This window comes from Caballeronia sp. RCC_10 (assembly GCF_041360715.1).
Lineage (GTDB): Bacteria > Pseudomonadota > Gammaproteobacteria > Burkholderiales > Burkholderiaceae > Caballeronia > Caballeronia grimmiae.
This window is the reverse complement of the sequence record NZ_JBFUPT010000005.1, coordinates 100,481-118,863: the sequence shown is the minus strand read 5'-3', so window position 1 is coordinate 118,863 and position 18,383 is coordinate 100,481. Positions and strand designations below refer to the sequence as shown.

The 18,383-nt window shown below is 65.0% G+C and carries 16 protein-coding genes and 2 tRNA genes; 9 read left to right on the top strand and 9 right to left on the bottom strand.

Features of this window, described 5'->3' with window-relative positions; translation table 11 throughout:
* Window position 1: 1 nt before the first annotated feature.
* The 4 genes from AB6804_RS12085 to rluC are packed head-to-tail and all read right to left on the bottom strand — an operon-like array spanning window position 2 to window position 3,064.
* Entirely contained in the window at window positions 2-970 is a 969-nt protein-coding gene (locus tag AB6804_RS12085; RefSeq protein ID WP_370886655.1) for a S49 family peptidase, read from the bottom strand.
* Window positions 971-1,016: 46 nt separating this feature from the next.
* On the bottom strand, window positions 1,017-1,412 hold the full coding sequence (locus tag AB6804_RS12080; protein WP_370886654.1) for a Rieske (2Fe-2S) protein: 396 nt from the start codon (window positions 1,410-1,412) through the stop codon (window positions 1,017-1,019).
* Window positions 1,409-2,068: an HAD-IIIA family hydrolase gene (locus AB6804_RS12075; RefSeq protein WP_244794341.1), complete on the bottom strand. Its 660-nt coding sequence runs from the start codon at window positions 2,066-2,068 to the stop codon at window positions 1,409-1,411. Before AB6804_RS12075 ends, AB6804_RS12080 begins: the two co-directional genes overlap by 4 nt.
* Complete coding sequence (gene rluC / locus AB6804_RS12070) at window positions 2,069-3,064, bottom strand: 23S rRNA pseudouridine(955/2504/2580) synthase RluC (protein WP_035959608.1); 996 nt, start codon at window positions 3,062-3,064, stop codon at window positions 2,069-2,071.
* A gap of 893 nt (window positions 3,065-3,957) precedes the next feature.
* On the opposite strand from rluC, the gene AB6804_RS12065 reads away from it, so the two are divergent.
* The 6 genes from AB6804_RS12065 to AB6804_RS12040 all read left to right on the top strand — a co-directional run bounded on the left by AB6804_RS12065 (window position 3,958) and on the right by AB6804_RS12040 (window position 11,601).
* Window positions 3,958-7,437, top strand: a complete 3,480-nt coding sequence (locus AB6804_RS12065; RefSeq protein WP_370886653.1) for an Rne/Rng family ribonuclease — start codon at window positions 3,958-3,960, stop codon at window positions 7,435-7,437.
* Window positions 7,438-7,633: 196 nt separating this feature from the next.
* On the top strand, window positions 7,634-8,740 hold the full coding sequence (gene moaA, locus AB6804_RS12060) for a GTP 3',8-cyclase MoaA (protein WP_370886652.1): 1,107 nt from the start codon (window positions 7,634-7,636) through the stop codon (window positions 8,738-8,740).
* Between the two features lie 81 nt (window positions 8,741-8,821).
* Window positions 8,822-9,376 carry a molybdenum cofactor guanylyltransferase MobA gene (gene mobA / locus AB6804_RS12055; protein ID WP_370886821.1) on the top strand — a complete coding sequence of 185 codons (555 nt, stop codon included), beginning with the start codon at window positions 8,822-8,824 and terminating at the stop codon, window positions 9,374-9,376.
* 89 nt (window positions 9,377-9,465) lie between these two features.
* Window positions 9,466-10,770 carry a gephyrin-like molybdotransferase Glp gene (glp, locus tag AB6804_RS12050; RefSeq protein ID WP_370886651.1) on the top strand — a complete coding sequence of 435 codons (1,305 nt, stop codon included), beginning with the start codon at window positions 9,466-9,468 and terminating at the stop codon, window positions 10,768-10,770.
* A gap of 70 nt (window positions 10,771-10,840) precedes the next feature.
* Complete coding sequence (locus AB6804_RS12045; protein ID WP_035959615.1) at window positions 10,841-11,116, top strand: hypothetical protein; 276 nt, start codon at window positions 10,841-10,843, stop codon at window positions 11,114-11,116.
* Window positions 11,113-11,601: an N-acetyltransferase family protein gene (locus tag AB6804_RS12040; RefSeq protein WP_370886650.1), complete on the top strand. Its 489-nt coding sequence runs from the start codon at window positions 11,113-11,115 to the stop codon at window positions 11,599-11,601. Before AB6804_RS12045 ends, AB6804_RS12040 begins: the two co-directional genes overlap by 4 nt.
* Window positions 11,602-11,608: 7 nt before the next feature.
* Here the strand turns inward: AB6804_RS12040 and AB6804_RS12035 are convergent, their stop codons facing one another.
* The 5 genes from AB6804_RS12035 to pncB all read right to left on the bottom strand — a co-directional run bounded on the left by AB6804_RS12035 (window position 11,609) and on the right by pncB (window position 17,452).
* On the bottom strand, window positions 11,609-13,066 hold the full coding sequence (locus AB6804_RS12035; RefSeq protein ID WP_244794337.1) for a DNA recombination protein RmuC: 1,458 nt from the start codon (window positions 13,064-13,066) through the stop codon (window positions 11,609-11,611).
* A complete protein-coding gene (locus tag AB6804_RS12030) occupies window positions 13,063-14,043 on the bottom strand; it encodes a 2-hydroxyacid dehydrogenase (protein ID WP_370886649.1) in 981 nt (326 codons plus the stop codon). The genes AB6804_RS12035 and AB6804_RS12030 overlap by 4 nt, the downstream gene beginning before the upstream one ends.
* Before the next feature lie 9 nt (window positions 14,044-14,052).
* Window positions 14,053-15,462: a sodium:proton antiporter gene (locus AB6804_RS12025; protein ID WP_370886648.1), complete on the bottom strand. Its 1,410-nt coding sequence runs from the start codon at window positions 15,460-15,462 to the stop codon at window positions 14,053-14,055.
* Window positions 15,463-15,467: 5 nt separating this feature from the next.
* Window positions 15,468-16,139: a lactate utilization protein C gene (locus AB6804_RS12020; RefSeq protein ID WP_370886647.1), complete on the bottom strand. Its 672-nt coding sequence runs from the start codon at window positions 16,137-16,139 to the stop codon at window positions 15,468-15,470.
* A 122-nt stretch (window positions 16,140-16,261) separates the two neighbouring features.
* Window positions 16,262-17,452 carry a nicotinate phosphoribosyltransferase gene (gene pncB / locus AB6804_RS12015; protein ID WP_244794333.1) on the bottom strand — a complete coding sequence of 397 codons (1,191 nt, stop codon included), beginning with the start codon at window positions 17,450-17,452 and terminating at the stop codon, window positions 16,262-16,264.
* A gap of 253 nt (window positions 17,453-17,705) precedes the next feature.
* Between pncB and fdxA the strand changes: the two genes are divergently transcribed.
* The 3 genes from fdxA to AB6804_RS12000 all read left to right on the top strand — a co-directional run bounded on the left by fdxA (window position 17,706) and on the right by AB6804_RS12000 (window position 18,383).
* Window positions 17,706-18,029, top strand: coding sequence for a ferredoxin FdxA (gene fdxA / locus AB6804_RS12010; RefSeq protein ID WP_035959621.1), 324 nt, complete (start codon window positions 17,706-17,708; stop codon window positions 18,027-18,029).
* Between the two features lie 132 nt (window positions 18,030-18,161).
* Window positions 18,162-18,237 (top strand) — tRNA-Asn (locus AB6804_RS12005).
* 78 nt (window positions 18,238-18,315) lie between these two features.
* Window positions 18,316-18,383: transfer RNA gene (locus AB6804_RS12000), tRNA-Asn, on the top strand.

The following is an 18,383-nucleotide window of genomic DNA, read 5'->3' as shown; positions in this document are numbered from 1 at the left end:
CTCAGCGCAGTTGCGGTTTGCCGCCGAGCGTCAGCGCGCGCACGGCGGCATCGCCGACGGAAGCCCCGAAGCGCCGCACCACGCGCTCGCCGATGCTTTCCTTCTGCGTGTAATCGACGATATCCGGCTGCTTGATGACTTCCCGCGCGACGTAATTCGCGTCGCCGAAACCATCGGCAAGACCGAGCTCCACGCTCTTCTCGCCCGTCCAGAACATGCCGGAGAAGAGCTCCGGATCGTCCTTCAAACGCTTGCCGCGGCCCTGCTTCACTGCGTCGATGAACTGTTTGTGGATTGCGTTCAGCATGTCCTGCGCGTGCGCGGTCATCTGCGGCGTCTCGGGCGAGAACGGATCGAACGCGCCCTTGTTCGCGCCCGACGTATGCATGCGGCGCTCGACGCCCAGCTTGTCCATCAGGCCGGTGAAGCCGAAGCCGTCCATCAGCACGCCAATCGACCCGACGATGCTCGCGCGATCGACATAAATACGATCCGCCGCCGCCGCGATGAAATAACCGCCCGACGCGCACATGTCGTCGACGACGACGTAAAGCGGCGTCTTCGGATATTTCGCGCGCAGCCGCCCGATCTCGCGATTGACGATGCCCGCCTGCACCGGACTGCCGCCCGGGCTATTGATGCGCAGGATCACGCCGGCCGTGCCTTCGTCCTCGAACGCGCTTTCGAGCGCCGCGCCGATGTTGTCGGCGCTGGCGTCGCTGTTGGCGGAGATTTCCCCTTGCAGGTCGATCAGCGCCGTGTGCTTCGCGGTTTTCGATACGTGATCGCCGGTGAAGTCGAACACGCCCCACGCGATGAAGAGGATCACCGCCAGAAACACGAAGCGAAAAAAGATGCGCCAGCGCCGCGCCGCGCGCTGCTCTCGGATGGCGGCGAGCGCGATTCGCTCGAGCGCGTCGCGCTCCCAGTGGTCGTTGCCGCGCGGGTTGGAAGAAAGGTTATCGGACATGCGTGGTCTTCCGGGCGTGCAGCCGCGTCAAAAAGAAAGAAGGAAATCAGGCGGGGCGAAGCGTGTCATCGGGCAGCCAGAAGACCGCGCGGCCTTCCGGCGTTTCGCGCTCTTCCACGCTCACGGGCCGAAGGCGCGCGCCGCGACACGGTCCGCCGACGCATTTGCCGCTGTCGGGCTCGTAGATGGCGCCGTGCGTCGCGCACATCAAGTATAGGCCCGAGCTTTCGAAGAACTGGCCCTCGTTCCAGTCCAGTTCCATCGGCACGTGCGCGCAACGATTGAGATAGCCGTACGGCTTGCCGTCGTAGCGCACGAAGAAGACCACGGCCTCGCCGCTCGCTTCCCTGGCCGCCACGCGCACGCCCGCGCCGCCATCGGCCAGTTCGTCCGATGCGCAGACGCGCACCGCTTCATGTCCAGGCTGCAGCGATTCGTTCATGCGTGCTCCCGCAGCCAGCCCGCCAGCGACGCGACGCTATCCGCGCAAAAACGCGGCTGCAACGCCGTGAGCGAATTCGCCGGGTGCGCGCCATACGCGACGCCCACGCCCGCCGCCCCCGCGTTGATCGCCATTTGCAGGTCGTGAGTCGTGTCGCCGATCATCACCGTGCGCGACAAGTCCTGCCCGAGTTCGCGCGTGAGTTCGTGGAGCATCGCGGGATGGGGCTTCGAGAAGGTTTCGTCGGCACAGCGCGTGCCGTCGAACAGGCTCGTCAGCCGCGACTGATCCAGCGCCCGGTTCAGACCGACGCGGCTCTTGCCGGTTGCGACGGCGAGAAAATAGCCCTCGTCGCGCAATTCCTGCAGCAGTTCACGCACGCCCTTGAACAGCTCGGTTTGCTGGCCCGTCGTGAGGAAGTGAAAGCGGTAACGCTCCGCGAGACGCGGATAGTCCTTCGGATCGAGCGTCGGCGCGCAGATTTGCAGCGCGTCCTTGAGCCCGAGGCCGATGACATAGCTCGCGGACTCATCGGCCGGAACCGGCAGCCCCAGGTCGCGGCAGGCCGCCTGAATGCTGCGCGTGATGTGGACGGTCGAATCCATCAGCGTGCCGTCCCAGTCGAATACGATCAAATCGAATTGCTGCCGCGCCATTTATGTCTCTCGATTTTTGAGTTGTTCGATAAAGCGCCGGCACTCCGCCGGAAGCGGCGCCTCGAATTGCAGCGGCGCACCCGTCGCCGGATGCGTGATTTTCAGGCGATACGCGTGCAGAAACATGCGCTTGAGCGACGGATTCGCGCTCGGCCGCGCGAGTTCCTTGTTCAGCGGGAAGTCGCCGTATTTGGCGTCGCCCGCGATCGGCAGCCCGATGCTCGCCATGTGCACGCGAATCTGATGCGTGCGCCCGGTCTTGAGTTCGGCCTCGACCCACGCGTAATCGTCCCATCGCTCGATCAGGTTGAAGACCGTGTGCGACGGCAATCCGTTTTCCTGGACGCGCACGCGCCGCTCGCCGTCGGCCGCGACGTACTTGTGCAGCGGCGCCTTCACGATGCGCCGCCGTCCCCAGTCGCTCGGCCAGTCACCGTGCCCGAGCGCGTAATAACGCTTGTCCATGCGATTTTCGCGAATCTGCTCATGCAGATTGACGAGCGCCGCGCGCTTTTTCGCGAGCATCAGCACGCCGGACGTTTCCCGGTCCAGCCGATGCACGAGTTCCAGAAACTTCGCGTGCGGCCGCGCATTGCGCAATTGTTCGATGACGCCGAACGCGACGCCGCTGCCGCCGTGCACCGCCACGCCCGACGGTTTGTCGATGACGATCATATGGTCGTCTTCGAAAAGAATCGGAAATTCGGCGGCGGGCGCATTGGACGACACCGGCGCTTCGTCGGCTTGGGCGACGCGGATCGGCGGCACGCGCACGAGATCGCCCAGTTCCAGGCGGTACGCGGCGTCGATGCGGCCTTTGTTCACCCGCACCTCGCCGCTGCGAAGAATGCGATAAATATGGCTTTTCGGGACGCCTTTGCAGACGCGTAAAAGGAAGTTATCGATGCGCTGACCGGCGGCGTTTTCGTCGATTTCGATCATCGACACCTGCTCACTTGCGACCGGTTTATGGGATTTTTTGCCTAACTCATTCATTCTGAATATAATTTGCGAGCAGCCTGAAACGGGCGCGGTAGACGAATACCGCAATCGAGATTGTTCAGACTGTTCCGGTGCAAGCAATAAATCATTATTTTACTTGCGCCCAGGGTCAGTTGCTCGCCCGGAAAATAGAGCGACGAGTTGCACGCACGGCGATATCACCGGCAGGGACGGAGCCCACAGGCGCGTTCGGTCGTGTCGATCGCCGACGGTAACGGATTTCTGGTCAAAAAGAATTTCATCGGCGAGAAGCGATTGGCGTCCGGACGTACACCCGGTTGCCCGCCCGATTCAGCCCTGCCATCGCGCATGGGGCGAAAACGGCACATCGCGGCTCGCCGGTTTGCGAACAACTGACGACGCAACCCGCTGCTGCGCTGATTCCGGCGAAGCGCGAGAGGCGAAATAAGCGTCGCATGAGGCGAGACACGGCACGCCGCCGGGAGCACCTGGCCTGCGGCGGCCGGCGCGGCATGGCCGCGATGGTGAAGATGGGCAACGAAGCATCGCGCCGGTTGCGCGGGACTGCCTCGGCCGCTCTTTGCATCGTGGTCGCTGTCGGGAGGAAGAAAGGCTCTGTATCAAGAGCGCAGCGGCTTCGGCGCGTCCATTTTGAGACGCGGAACCTCCGCGCCGCCGTCATCCTCGCGCGGGCTGCATCGCCCTCGGCGCCTCTGTTGTCGCATGTGCCCCATGGCTTCGCCGCCGCTTTCCGGCGCCGCAGCCAGCTTTCGGCAATTCTCCCGCCAGAAATTCCGCTCCAGCGTGCTTTGTGACAACACACAAAAAGCGTGGCATGCACGCCCTCCCGCTTCGCGCGCCCGATGTCGACTCACCGGCGGCGATTCGCAAGACGAGGGACGGCAGAGCTGCTCTGGAGCCGTTCAATGAAACGCATGCTGTTCAATGCGACGCAGCAGGAAGAACTCCGCGTCGCCATCGTCGATGGGCAGAAGCTCATCGATATCGACATCGAAACCGCCGGGCGCGAACAGCGCAAAGGCAACATCTACAAGGGAGTCGTCACCCGCATCGAGCCGTCGCTCGAAGCCTGCTTCGTCAACTACGGCGAGGATCGCCACGGCTTTCTGCCGTTCAAGGAAGTGGCCCGCCAGTATTTCCGCGATGGCGTCGACATGCGCTCCGCGCGTATCCAGGACGCGCTGCGCGAAGGCCAGGAACTCATCGTTCAGGTCGAAAAGGAAGAGCGCGGCAACAAGGGCGCGGCGCTGACCACGTTCATTTCGCTGGCCGGCCGTTACCTCGTCCTGATGCCCAACAACCCGCGCGGCGGCGGCGTGTCGCGCCGGATCGAAGGCGACGAGCGGCAGGAACTGCGCGAAACCATGGCGCAGCTCGATTTGCCGGAAGGCATGAGCATCATCGCGCGCACGGCGGGTATCGGCCGTTCGGCGGAAGAGCTCCAGTGGGACCTGAACTACCTGATGCAACTGTGGCGCGCGATCGAAGCTGCGTCGCAGAGCGGCGTCGCCGGCCAGCCGATGCTGATTTATCTCGAATCGAGCCTCGTCATCCGCGCGATTCGCGATTACTTCCAGCCGGACATCGGCGAAATTCTCATCGACACGACCGAAATCCATGACCAGGCGCGCGCCTTCATGGACATCGTGATGCCCGACAACCTCTCGAAGGTGAAGCGCTATCACGACGACGTGCCGCTCTTCTCGCGCTTCCAGATCGAGCATCAGATCGAAACGGCGTACTCGCGCACGGTGCCGCTGCCGTCGGGCGGCGCGATCGTGATCGATCACACCGAGGCGCTCGTCGCCATCGACGTGAACTCGGCCCGCGCGACCAAGGGCGCGGACATCGAAGAAACCGCCACGCGCACCAATCTCGAAGCCGCCGACGAAGTCGCGCGCCAGTTGCGCCTGCGCGACCTCGGCGGTCTGATCGTGATCGACTTCATCGACATGGAGTCGGCGAAGAGCCAGCGCGAAGTCGAGCAGCGCCTGAAAGACGCGCTGAAACACGACCGCGCACGCGTTCAGATGGGCAAGATTTCGCGCTTCGGCCTGATGGAACTGTCGCGCCAGCGTCTGCGTCCGGCACTGTCGGAAGGCAGCCACGTGACCTGCCCGCGCTGCAACGGAACGGGCCACATTCGCGATACCGAATCGTCCGCGCTGCAAGTGCTGCGGATCATTCAGGAAGAAGCGATGAAGGAAAACACCGCGGCAATTCACTGCCAGGTGCCGGTCGAAGTGACCGCCTTCCTGCTCAACGAGAAGCGCTCGGAGATCAACAAGATCGAGTCGCGCTTCAAGGTCAACGTCGTGCTGATCCCGAACAAGCATCTGGAGACGCCGCATTACAAACTGGAACGTCTGCGTCACGACGATGCCCGCCTCGACGAGCCGCGCTCGTCGTGGAAGATGGCCGTCGAAGCGGCGAGCGAACTCGAGTCGGAAACCGGCTACAGCAAGCGCAGCGAGGAAGTGAAGCCGAAGCAGGAAGCGGCGGTCAAGGGCATCACGCCCGAAAAGCCGGCGCCGAGCGCGCCGGTGAAGCCCGCGCCTGTCGAAGCCGTGGCCCCCGCGCCTGCGCCGGCCCCGGTTGCGGCGAGCGGCGGTTTCATCGGCTGGATCAAGAACCTGTTCGGCATTCAGCCGGAAGCGAAGCCGGCTCCGGCACCCGTCGAAGCTCAACCGGCGACGCGTCCGCAACGTGAACGCACGGAACGCGGTGAGCGTGGCGAGCGCACAGGCGGCGGCGACCGCAATCGCAATCGCCGTGGCGGCGCCGCACGCGAAGGCGCGGCGGCGGGCGCCGCTGGCGCCGCGACCGGCGGCAATGGCGCTGGCCGTCAAGGCGCGCGTCGCGAAGACCGCGAAGTGCGCAGCGGACGCGAAGGCCGCGAGCTGCGTGAAGTGCGTGAGCCGCGCGAAGCACGCGAGGCCCGTGAACCGCGTGAAGCACGCGAACCGCGCGAAGTGCGTGAACCGCGCGAGGCCCGCGAGCCGCGTGAGGCGCGCGAGCCGCGTGAAACCCGCGAACGCGGACAGGATCGCAACGCCGAACGCGCAGCGCGTCCTGAAGCCGCCGAGCGTCCGGAACGCCGTGAGCGTGCGGAGCGCCCCGAGCGTGCGGAACGTGCGGAACGCGGTGAGCGCGTCGAACGTACGGAACGTACGGAACGTACGGAACGCACGGAGCGTACGGAACGAGCCGAGCGCGCGGAACGCCCTGAGCGCGCCGAGCGTCCGGAGCGCGGCGAGCGCCGCAAGCCTCAGCCCGAAGCAGCCGTCGAGGCGCTGACGCCGTCGGAGCCGATCGATTCCGATATCGTCGATGCAGCGCAATTCAACGCCGATGCGGAGCAAGGCGTCGACGCGTTCGCGGATCAGGCCGCCGCACGCGATGGCGAAGAGCGCCGCCGTCGTCGCCGTGGCCGTCGTGGCGGCCGCCGCGATCGTGACGAAGAAGGCACGACGGTGAATCACGCCGCCGATGTCGCGGAAGCCGAAGGCGCAGCCGACAGCATGTCCGCGCAAGCCGGCGTGTTCGACGCCGAAGCCGCGCAGGAAGCGTCCGCTCGTCGCGAACCGCGTCCTGCCGCCGCCGACAAGCCGGTTACGGAAAGCCGCGACGTGAAGCCGGTGGAATCCGCGCCGGTCATCGCCGAAGTGCCGCCCGCGCAGGCCGAGCGTGCGGCTGAGGCAAACGCCGAAACGAAGCCTGAGACGAAGCCGGAACCGGTGCAAGCGCCGCAAGCCGTCGCGTCGACGGTGGACATCTTCGCGAAGCCCGCGCCCGCTGTGGCAGTCGAAAACCCGTTCGGTCCGACGCCGCACATGTCGGAAACGAAGCCGGCCGACCCCTTCGCCTCTGCTCCGGCAGAAGCGTCCGTGCCTGCTCAGGCGGCCGCCGAAGCCGAACCGGAAGCTGCGGAGCTGTCGCAACCGCTGAAGCCGGCGGCCATCGCCAGCACGCCGGAAGCGACCGCAGTCGAGCCGATCAAGGCCGATCCGGCAGCGGCAGCGACGGAGCGCGCGGAACCGGTGGCGATCGAAGCCGAGCCGGTGAAGAGCGAAGCGGTCGAACCGACGCCGGCGGCCACGGCGGTATCGGCTGCAACGGCTGCAACGCCCGCAACGGCTGCAACGCCCGCGCCGACGGAAAAGCCGGCAGCGCCGGCAACGTCGACGGGAACGGACGCCCTGAAGCCGATGCTCGAAACCGCCGGCCTCGTGTGGGTTGGCACGGACGCGAACAAGCTGCGCGAAGCAAGCGCCGCAGCCGCGAGCGAGCCGCAGCCGGCGCGCGTGCCGCGCGAGCGCAAGCCGCTCCCGCCGCTCGACTCCGCGCCGATGCAGCAAGTGGAAACCGGCAAGGACGCGCACTGAGCGCAATCACGCCGCCGGCAACGCCGGCTGTGTGAGCAGTAACGAAAACGCCATCGATTTCGGTCGATGGCGTTTTTTATTGCGCAGCGATAGTGGAAAGCCCGAGGCGACGCGTCGCGGGCGGCGCCGACCCGGCAGGCGCGCTTCCGCTAAAATGAAATGATTCCGCATCGTTCCCACCGAGTTCCAACGCCTTATGTCCCGACGCATCATCCCTCTCGCCGATGTCAGCGCGATTCCGGATTACTCCGGCGATGCATCGTCGCCTTCCGGGCTGCTGACGGACACGCTCGCGCGCCCCTTGCGCGACTTGCGCATATCGGTGACGGACCGGTGCAACTTCCGCTGCGTCTACTGCATGCCGCGCGAAGTATTCGACAAGGATTACCAGTTTCTCCCGCATTCGGCGCTGCTGTCGTTCGAGGAAATCGAGCGGCTCGCGCGGGTGTTCGTCGCGCATGGCGTCGAGAAAGTACGGCTCACGGGCGGCGAACCGCTGCTGCGCAAGAACCTTGAATTCCTGATCGAACGCCTGGCGCTCCTGCACACGCCCGAAGGCCGCCCGCTCGACATCACGCTGACCACCAACGGTTCGCTGCTCGCGCGCAAGGCCCAGTCGCTCAAGGATGCGGGCTTGTCGCGCGTCACCGTCAGTCTCGACGCGCTCGACGATGCGCTATTTCGCCGCATGAACGACGCCGATTTCGCCGTCGCCGACGTGCTCGACGGCATCGCGGCTGCGCAAGCGGTGGGACTCGCGCCTGTGAAGGTCAACATGGTCGTGAAGCGCGGCACGAACGATCAGGAAATCGTCCCGATGGCGCGGCACTTCAAGGGAAGCGGCGCCGTTCTGCGGTACATCGAATACATGGATGTCGGCGCGTCGAACGGCTGGAACATGAGCGAAGTGCTGGCGTCGGCGCAGGTCGTCGAGCGGATCGCGGAGCATTTTCCGCTCGTGCCGCTCGAAGCACACACGGCCGCTGAAACGGCGCAGCGCTGGGGTTATCGCGATGGCGGCGGCGAAATCGGCGTGATTTCGAGCGTGACGCGTGCGTTTTGCGGCTCGTGCACGCGCGCGCGGCTGTCGACCGAAGGCAAGCTGTACCTCTGCCTCTTCGCAACGTCCGGCCACGATCTGCGCGGACTCATCCGCGGCGGCGCAAGCGACGAGACCGTCGCGACCGCAATCGCGCGAGTGTGGGAAGCGCGCGGCGACCGCTACTCGCAGTTGCGCGGCAGCGCTTCGGCGGCGGTGCGCGAAGACGGGCCGCGCGTCGAAATGTCGTATATCGGCGGCTGAACGGACGCGCCGCTCGTGAGTGCTGGCACTTCCCGCTCCGATATCACCGGTCTCGTGCTCGCGGGCGGACGCGGCTCGCGCATGGGCGGCGTCGACAAGGGCATGCAGTTGTATCGCGACGAGCCGCTCGCGCTGCACGCGCTGCGCAGGCTCGCGCCGCAAGCCGGCGCGATGCTCGTCAGCGCGAACCGCAACATCGAGGCGTACGAGCGGCTCGTTGCGCCGTTCGATGCCCGCGTAATCGCCGATACGCTCGGCGATTATCCCGGCCCGCTCGCGGGCATCGCGGCGGGCTTGCGCGCCGCGCAGACAGAGTTCGTGCTGACCGCTCCGTGTGATGCACCTTTCGTCAATGAGCGGCTCGGCCTTTTGCTCGCACGCGCACTCGACGAAGCGCAAGTCGATATCGCCTATGCCGCGACGACGGAGCCTTCGGGCGAGCGCATCGCGCATCCGGTTTTCGCGCTCGTGCGCGCGTCCCTCGCCGACGATCTCGACGCCTGGCTCGCATCCGGCGAGCGCAAAGTGCGCGCGTGGTACGCACGCCACAAGGCGGCGCAAGTGCCATTTGACGATGACCGTGCGTTTTACAATATCAATGATTTGCGCCAGCTAGCGGAGCTGGAGCGCCGCTAGTCGAAGACATCGGCGCCCGCTTGTCCCGCTTGCCCTGGCATCTTCGCAACCGGTCCCTCGCCCGCGTTCGTCGCGCCTCTCTCCGATTCATGATCACGTTGAAGCCACTTTCCGGTTGCGTCGCTCATTACGATCCGAACGCGTTGCCCGTCGAAGCAGCGCAGGAAATCGTGCGTCAATGGGCGTTGCCGCTTGCGCACGACGGGCGCGTGGAGCGGGTCAGCCTGTTCGATGCGCTCGACCGCGTGCTCGCGGAAGACGTGATTTCGCCCATCGATGTCCCCGCCTTCGACAACTCCGCGATGGACGGTTACGCGTTCTCCGGCGCGGCGCTGGCTTCCGCGCGGAAGACCGTCGAATTGAGCGTCGCGGGTGCCGCGCTCGCCGGGCAGCCCTTCACCGCGCAGCCAACTGACGGTCAATGCGTGCGCATCATGACGGGCGCGCTGATGCCGCCCGGTTGCGACACGGTTATCCAACAGGAACTCGTCACGCGCGAAGGCGATTCGATCCGCTTTGCCGCTGCCGCCGTGCGCGCGGGCCAGAACCGGCGGCTGTCGGGAGAAGATCTCGCACGCGGCAAACCGGCGTTGCGCGCGGGCCGCGTCGTGCGCGCGTCGGATCTCGGCTTGCTCGCATCGCTCGGCATCGCGGATGTGGCGGTGAAGAAGCGCGTCGTCGTCGCGTTTTTTTCGACCGGCGATGAGTTGCGCTCGGTCGGCGAACCGCTGACTCCAGGCAGCCTCTACGACAGCAACCGCTACACGCTCTTTGCGATGCTCCGCCGCCTCGGCGTAGAGACGGTCGACCTCGGCATCGTCCGCGACGATCGTGCGTCGCTCGAAAGCGCGCTGCGCCGTGCGACGGAAGCGGCGGATGTCGTCATCAGTTCGGGCGGCGTATCGGTCGGAGATGCGGACTTCACGCGCGAGTTGATGAATTCGCTCGGCGACGTCGCGTTCTGGAAGATCGCGATGCGCCCCGGACGGCCGCTCGCGTTCGGCCGCCTGTGGTCGGGCGAGCGCGCGGGTGCGGGCAAGCCGGCGTTGTTCTTCGGGCTGCCGGGCAATCCGGTCGCGGTCATGGCGACGTTCTACTTCATCGTGCGCGAGGCGCTGCTCGCGATGTCGGGCGCGACGCAGCAAACGCTGACGACCATCCGCGCGCGTTCGGACGAGCCGCTCAAAAAGCGCTCAGGCCGCACTGAATTTCAGCGCGGCATCGCGACGCGTGACGACGCCGGCCTCTGGCGCGTCGTCACGACCGGCCCGCAAGGGTCGGGCGTGCTCAGTTCGATGAGCGAAGCGAACTGCTTCATCGTGCTCGAACACGACCGCGCCGACGTCGCCGCCGGCGACGAAGTGAACATCGTTCCCTTCGACGGACTCATCTGACGGCGGGCAAGACTGGCACGCGCCGCCGCGGCACTCACTCCCAATCATCGACAGACGGGGCTTTCCTTTCATGAAAAAGCAGATTTCTTTCATCGCGCCGGGGCAGACCGCGAAGGCGCTGATCCTCGTGTACCTCACGTTCAGCGTGCCGATCGTGCTGCTCGGCGTGGTGGTCGCGTTCGTGCGATACGGCTCCGTCGAATTCAGCACGGTCACGAGCGCCCTGCTGCTGAACGCGATTCTCGGCTTCATCCTGCTGTGGATCGCGTGCCACGCGTACAACTGGGTGGCGTCGCGCTTCGGCGGCATCGAGATCGTGTTGTCCGACGCGCCGGAGGAAGCATGAGCGCCGCGTCGATCCGCGCGGCCAAACCCGCCGATGTGGGCGCGGTCTTCGCGCTGATGTACGAACTGGCCGAATTCGAGAAGCTCACGCATCTCTTCGTCGCGACCGAAAGCAGCCTGCACGACGCGCTCTTCGGCACCCGGCCTGCAGCGGAAGCGCTCGTTGTGGAACAGGCAGGCGAAGTCGTCGGCTATGCGCTTTTCTTCCACAACTTCTCGACCTTCCTCGCAAAGCGCGGCCTCTATCTGGAAGACCTGTACGTGCGCCCCGCGCTGCGCGGCAGCGGCCTCGGCACGAAGCTGCTCAAGAAGCTCGCCGCCCTCGCGGTCGAACGGCAGTGCGGACGATTCGAGTGGTCGGTGCTCGACTGGAATCAGAACGCGATCGACTTCTACGAGAAGATGGGCGCGACCGTGCTGCCCGACTGGCGCGTCGTGCGCGTGACAGGCGATTCGTTGAATCGCCTCGCCAACGCAGCGGATTGAACGCCGCTCAGACTTCGTCGTCGCTTTCGGGCGACGACGCATCCCCAAGCAGCCCCGCCGCCTGTTCGTGCGGCAACGCTTCGACGTCGCGCAGGCGCTTGCCCATCTGACGCGTGCGCGTCTGCGCCGCCTCGATCGACCGCGTGACGGTTTCCAGCTGCGCCTTCGTTTTCGCCAGCACGTCGCCGAACTTGCCGAATTCCGTCTTGACCGCGCCGAGCACTTGCCACACCTCGCTCGAACGCTTCTCGATGGCAAGCGTCCTGAAGCCCATTTGCAGGCTGTTGAGCAACGCGGTCAGCGTCGTCGGACCGGCGATCGTCACCCGATGTTCGCGCTGTAGAAAGTCGCTCAGCCCCGGACGACGCAGCACTTCCGCATACAGACCCTCGGTCGGCAGGAAGAGCAAGGCAAAGTCGGTCGTATGCGGCGGCGCGACGTACTTCTGCGCGATGACTTTCGCCTCGGCGCGCAAGCGCCCTTCCAGCGCACGCGACGCCTCTTCCACCGCAACCGGGTCCGCGCGCTCCTGTGCATCGATGAGGCGCTCGTAATCCTCTCGCGGAAATTTCGCGTCGATCGGCAGCCACACGGGCGTGGCGACATCGCCGGATGAACCCGCTACACCGGGCGCGTCGTGCCGGCCCGGCAGCTTGATCGCAAACTCGACGCGCTCGGTGCTGTTCGGGATCGTCGCGACGTTCTTCGCGTACTGATCGGGCGTCAGCAACTGCTCCAGCAACGATTCGAGTTGCACTTCGCCCCAGATGCCGCGCGTCTTGACGTTGGTGAGCACCTTCTTGAGATCGCCGACGCCCGCTGCCAGCGATTGCATCTCGCCAAGTCCGCGATGCACCTGCTCCAGCCGCTCCGATACCAGCCTGAACGATTCGCCAAGCCGCTGCTCCAGCGTCGCGTGCAGCTTTTCGTCGACGGTGCGGCGCATTTCGTCGAGCTTCGCGGCGTTGTTCGCTTCGATGTCCTTGAGACGCGCTTCGAGCGTCGCGCGCACTTCGGCGAGCCGGCGATCGTTCGTCTCGGACATTTGCGCGAGATGCAGCGTCATCGAATCGGCGAAGCGCTTGAGCGCGTTGCCCTGATCCTCGCGCGCCTGCTGGCTCTGCTGGGCGAGTTGCTGCGCGAGCGCGTCGAACTGCGCGTTCTGCACGCTCGACGTGCTCGCCAGTTGCGTCGCCAGCGTCTGATGGAACTGCGCGAAGCCGCCCTGCGATTCCATCCGTGACACGCGCGCGCTCTCCGCGATGTCGCCGCGCAAGCCGCGTTCGAGCCGCTCCTGCGCGCGCGCGTGCGCTTCGCCCATGTCGTTGACGCGATCGGTGAGCGCGGCGAACTCCTCTTCGATATCGACGTTCGATCCGCGCCGCATCATCGACAGCAGCGCGAACAGCACGATGACCAGCGCCACCGCCAGCACGGCGACCGCGCCATACAGCACTTCGATCATTTCGCGAGCACACCAGGGTTGATCGGATTCGGCGGATTGCCGGCGCGCGGCCCTTCGCCCAATGCGGCGATCAGGTTGTCGGCGGCGAGATTGGCCATCGCGCGGCGCGTCGCTTCGGTCGCGCTCGCGATATGCGGCGTCAGCACGACGTTCTCCAGCGCGAGAAAACCGGGATGCAGATTCGGCTCGCCTTCGAACACGTCGACGCCCGCCGCCGCGATGCGCTTTTCGCGCAGGGCTTCGATCAGCGCGGCATCATCGACGATGCCGCCGCGCGCGATGTTCGTCAGCGTCGCCGACGGCTTCATCAGCGCGAGTTCGGCCGCGCCGATCGTGTGATGGCTTTCCTTCGAATACGGCACGACGAGCACGACGTGATCCGCGCGCTTCAGCAGGTCTTCCTTCGACGCATACTCGGCGTTCAGTTCGGCCTCGATCTCCGGCGCGACGCGCGAGCGGTTGTGATAGATCACGCGCATGTTGAAGCCGCTTGCGCGCCGCGCGAGCGCCTGCCCGATGCGTCCCATGCCGATCACGCCGAGCGTCGAGCCGTAGACGTCCGCGCCGAGGAAGGAATCGAACGACCACTTCTGCCACTTGCCCGCGCGCAGAAAGTGCTCGGACTCGGTGATGCGGCGCGCCGCCGCCATCATCAGCGCCCAGCCGAAGTCGGCCGTGGTTTCGTTCAGCACGTTCGGCGTGTTGGTGCCGAGCACCTTGTGCGCGTCGAATGCCTGCATAGCGAAATTGTTGTAGCCGACCGCCATGTTGGCGACCACTTTCAGGTTCGGCGCGCCCGCCAGTTCCTTCTCGCCGACCATCTCACCGGCCGTGAACGCGCCGTCCTTGTCGGCAAGACGCCGCGCGAACTCGTCTTGCGCAAGCACGTCGCCCGGGTTCAGATCGACTTCGAAATACTGCTTCAGGCGCTCGATCACATCGGGAAAGGTGGGACGTGCGACAAGTACCTTCTTCATCGATTGCTCCTAGAAAAATAGCCAGCCGGAAACAGCAAAGAGCGGCAACAGGACGACGCACGACCAGCCCATATAACCGAAGAAACCCGGCATGCGGATGCCGCGCGATTCCGCGATCGCCTTCACCATGAAATTCGGCGCATTGCCGATATACGTGTTCGCGCCCATGAAGACCGCACCCGCCGATATCGCGGCGAGCGTCGTGGCGCCGGAGCTCATCAGCGTCTGCGCGTCGCCACCGGCGAGATTGAAGAACACGAGATACGTCGGCGCGTTGTCGAGGAACGAGGACAAGAGGCCGGTCGCCCAGAAGTACGCGAGGTCGATCGGCTTGCCGTTCGCATCCGATACCGCGTGCGCGATGCCCGCGAGCGCACCCGCCTCGCCCGCGCGCAGGATCGTGATGACCGGGGCGATCGTCACGAAGATGGCGGCGAACAGCTTGGCGACTTCCTGGATCGGCGCCCAGTCGAACGCGTTGCCTGCGCGCGCGCTTCGAGGCGTCAGCATGAGCGATGCAACCAGCACGGCGACCAGCGCCGCGTCGCGCACGATGTTCTGTAGCGCGACGTGCGCGCCGAACACGCTGAATTCGACGCCCGGCTTCCACACGCCGCTCATCAGCACGAGCGCGACGACCGCCGCGAGCAGCACGAAGTTGACCTTGCCGTCGATGCTGAAGCCGCGCGTATCGGGCGTCGGATCGAGAAAGCCGGATCGCGTTTCCTCCTTCTTGCGCCAGTAATAGCTATCTAGCGCATAGAAGAGCGCGAGCAGGATGCCGCAGATGAACAGCATCGGCAGGGCGAGATGCAGCGTCGTCCAGAAGAAGCCGACACCGTTGAGAAAGCCGAGAAAGAGCGGCGGATCGCCGAGCGGCGACAGTGAGCCTCCCGCGTTCGCCACCAGAAAAATGAAGAACACGACGACGTGCACCACGTGTTTGCGATTGTCGTTCGCGCGCAGAAGCGGACGGATGAGCAGCATGGCCGCGCCCGTCGTTCCCATGACGCTCGCGAGCGTGGTGCCGAGCGCGAGCAGCGCCGTGTTGACGCGCGCCGAGCCGTGCAGGTTGCCGCGCACGCAGATGCCGCCCGCCACCGTATAAAGCGACGCGAGCAGGATGATGAACGGCGCGTACTCCTCGAGCATCGCGTGGACGAGCAAGCCGAACGCCGCGCTGGCGCCGAATGCGAACGCGAACGGCACGAGCAGCAGAAGCGCCCACGCGGCCGCGATCTTGCCGAAATGGTGATGCCAGAACCGGTGCGCGACGAGCGGAAATACCGCGATCGAAAGCAGAACGCCGGTGAACGGAATGCCCCACGCCGCCGACAGCGACGCGCCATCGAGCGTGGCCGCCGATGCGCCGGACATCGCGAGCAACGGCGACAGCAAGCCAAAAACGAAACGCCGCATGCCGCTCACGCTCCCCGCACGACGATCACATGCACGCGATACGGCCCATGCGCGCCGAGCACGATGGTCTGCTCGATATCGCCCGTGCGCGACGGTCCCGACACGAAGTTGACGGCGCGCGGCAGTTCGCCCCGCTCCGCGCGGATCAGCGCGAACGCATCTTCGTGCGATGCGACGATGCGCGATGCCGGGACGATGGCGATATGCGTCTGCGGCAGCAACGCGCCGGATGCGGGCGTGTCGGCTCCCGAAAGCAACACGAGCGAGCCAGTCTCGGCGGTTGCGCAGAAGCATCCGGTGATGCCGACGAGGTCCGCGTCCGCCGGCTTGCGCAGCGACGCCGCGATGCCCGCCTGCGCCCACGGCAATTCGGCGAGCGCGGGCCACGCGACGGCATCGCAGGAAAGATCGAGCGCGTGGAGATAGCGCGCCGCTTCGGCCGGTGCTTCGTCGAGCGTGCCGACTTCGGCCACGGTCGTCGCAAGCCGTTCGGCCTCCAGAGTAAAACGCGCGATCAGTTCGTCGCGGGTAGCGGGAAGCGGCGAACGGGGACCGGCGGGATGCCGCTGCACGTAGTCGTCGGCGGCGGCGCGTTCGGCGTCCGTCGGCGCGCCTTTTCTGCCCTGCGCGCTGCGAATGCGCGCGAGAATGTTGCGGCGCGCGGCCGATGTATCCATGGTGCCGTCCTCATGTTGCGTGCGGGGAAACGTTCGCGGCGATGAATCCGCGATGAGGAGCCGATTATATCGACCGGTCCGCGCGCGCGGACCTCGGCCGAACGGCATAGGCCGCGTGCGCTTCAGCCTTCCCCGACGGGCTGCTCGATGCCGAACACCTGACGCAGATAGGCAAGATACGCCTTGTCGTCGCACATGTTCTTGCCCGGCGAATCGGAGAGCTTGGCGACCGGCTGCCCGTTGCAGCGAACCATCTTGATGACGATCTGCAGCGGCTGATAACCCAGATCGTTCGTAAGGTTCGTGCCGACGCCGAACGCGAGCTGGCAGCGCCCGCGGAAGCGTTCGTACAGTTGCAGCACCTTGGGGATATCGAGCGCGTCCGAGAACACGAGCACCTTCGTGCGCGGATCGCAGCGATTCTCCTCGTAGTGCTTGATGAGGCGCTCGCCCCAGTCGAACGGATCCCCCGAATCGTGGCGCGCGCCGTCGAAGAGCTTGCAGAAGTACATATCGAAGTCGCGCAGAAACGCCTTCATGCCGTACACGTCGGACAGCGCGATACCCAAATCCCCTCGATACTCCTTCGCCCACATCTCGAAGCCGAAGATCTGCGAATCACGCAGGCGCGGGCCGAGCGCCTGACACGCCTGCAGATATTCGTGCGCCATCGTGCCGAGCGGACGCAGGCCGTGTTTCATCGCGTAGAAGACGTTGCTCGTGCCCGCGAACTGCTCGCCGAGCCGCTCCTTCAGCGTCAGCACGACTTCCTCGTGCCACTGCTTCGAGAAACGGCGGCGGGTGCCGTAATCGGCGATCTTGCAATCGGAGTATTCGGGCGGCGTGGCGAGCAGCTTGATCTTGTCTCGCAGGCGCTCGCGCCCGGTTTCGTACTCCGGCTTGCGCTGCGTGTTGCGGAAGTACACCTCGTTGACGATCGCGAGCACCGGAATCTCGAAGAGAATCGTATGCAGCCACGGCCCTTCGATCATGATGTCGATCTCACCATTGTTCTTCGGCGACGGCGAGATACGGATGGACTTCTCGTTGAGATGAAAGAGCGCGAGGAAGTCGATGAAATCGCTCTTCATGAAGCGCATGCGCCGGAGATAGTCGAGCTCTTCTTCCCTGAAGCGCAGGCTGCAGAGCTGGCGCACTTCATCGCGAATCTCGTCGATATACGGCACGAGGTCGGCCTCGGGCGTGCGGCAGCGAAAGCGATACTCGACATGCGCGGCCGGGAAGTGATGCAGCACGACCTGCATCATCGTGAACTTGTAGAGGTCGGTATCGAGCAGCGAATTGATGATCATGGTTCTGACTAGGACACATCGAAGCGAGCAGACCGCGCGACGACGCGCCGCGAGCCTTTGGTCCATGTTACCCGAATGCGCGCCCTTTTTAAGAACCGGGCATACATACATTGCGAATCGATATAAGCCATACGCCGTGGCCCTCGCGCCGCTTTTTACCGTTACGCTACAATATGCGTTTCGACGAACGACCCGGCGCGCCCATGCAGCCCGCCCGGCGGCGCCCCCACGAATTTCGCATGCAGGAGCCTGAATGACTCACGTTGTGACCGAAAGCTGCATCAAGTGCCGCTACACCGATTGTGTGGATGTGTGCCCGGTGGATTGCTTCCGTGAAGGTCCCAACTTTCTCGCGATCGATCCGGACGAGTGCATCGACTGCGCCGTGTGCGTGGCCGAATGCCCGGTGAATGCCATTTACGCCGAGGAAGACGTGCCGGGCGACCAGCAGCACTTCACCGAGCTGAACGCCGAACTTGCGCGCAACTGGCCGAGCATCACCAAGACGAAGGCGCCGCTGCCCGAAGCCGAAGAGTTCAAGGACGTGAAGGACAAGCTGAATCTGCTCGAGCGTTGAGGGCTTGTGCGTCGGCCAGGGGAATGGTCTTGGGAGAAGTTCGACGCAATGAAACAAGTCGTATCGAGTGAAGATTCGCCGTTGACAGGGTAGCAGACGCTCCCTATAATTCCGCTTCTCTGCTGTAGATGTTCCCCGATAGCTCAGTTGGTAGAGCGCCGGACTGTTAATCCGTAGGTCCCTGGTTCGAGCCCAGGTCGGGGAGCCAAAAAACTCCAGCACGCAGTTTCCAAAAAGCCCAGTCGGATTGCTGGGCTTTTTAATCAGTTTCATGTGGTAGATGTTCCCCGATAGCTCAGTTGGTAGAGCGCCGGACTGTTAATCCGTAGGTCCCTGGTTCGAGCCCAGGTCGGG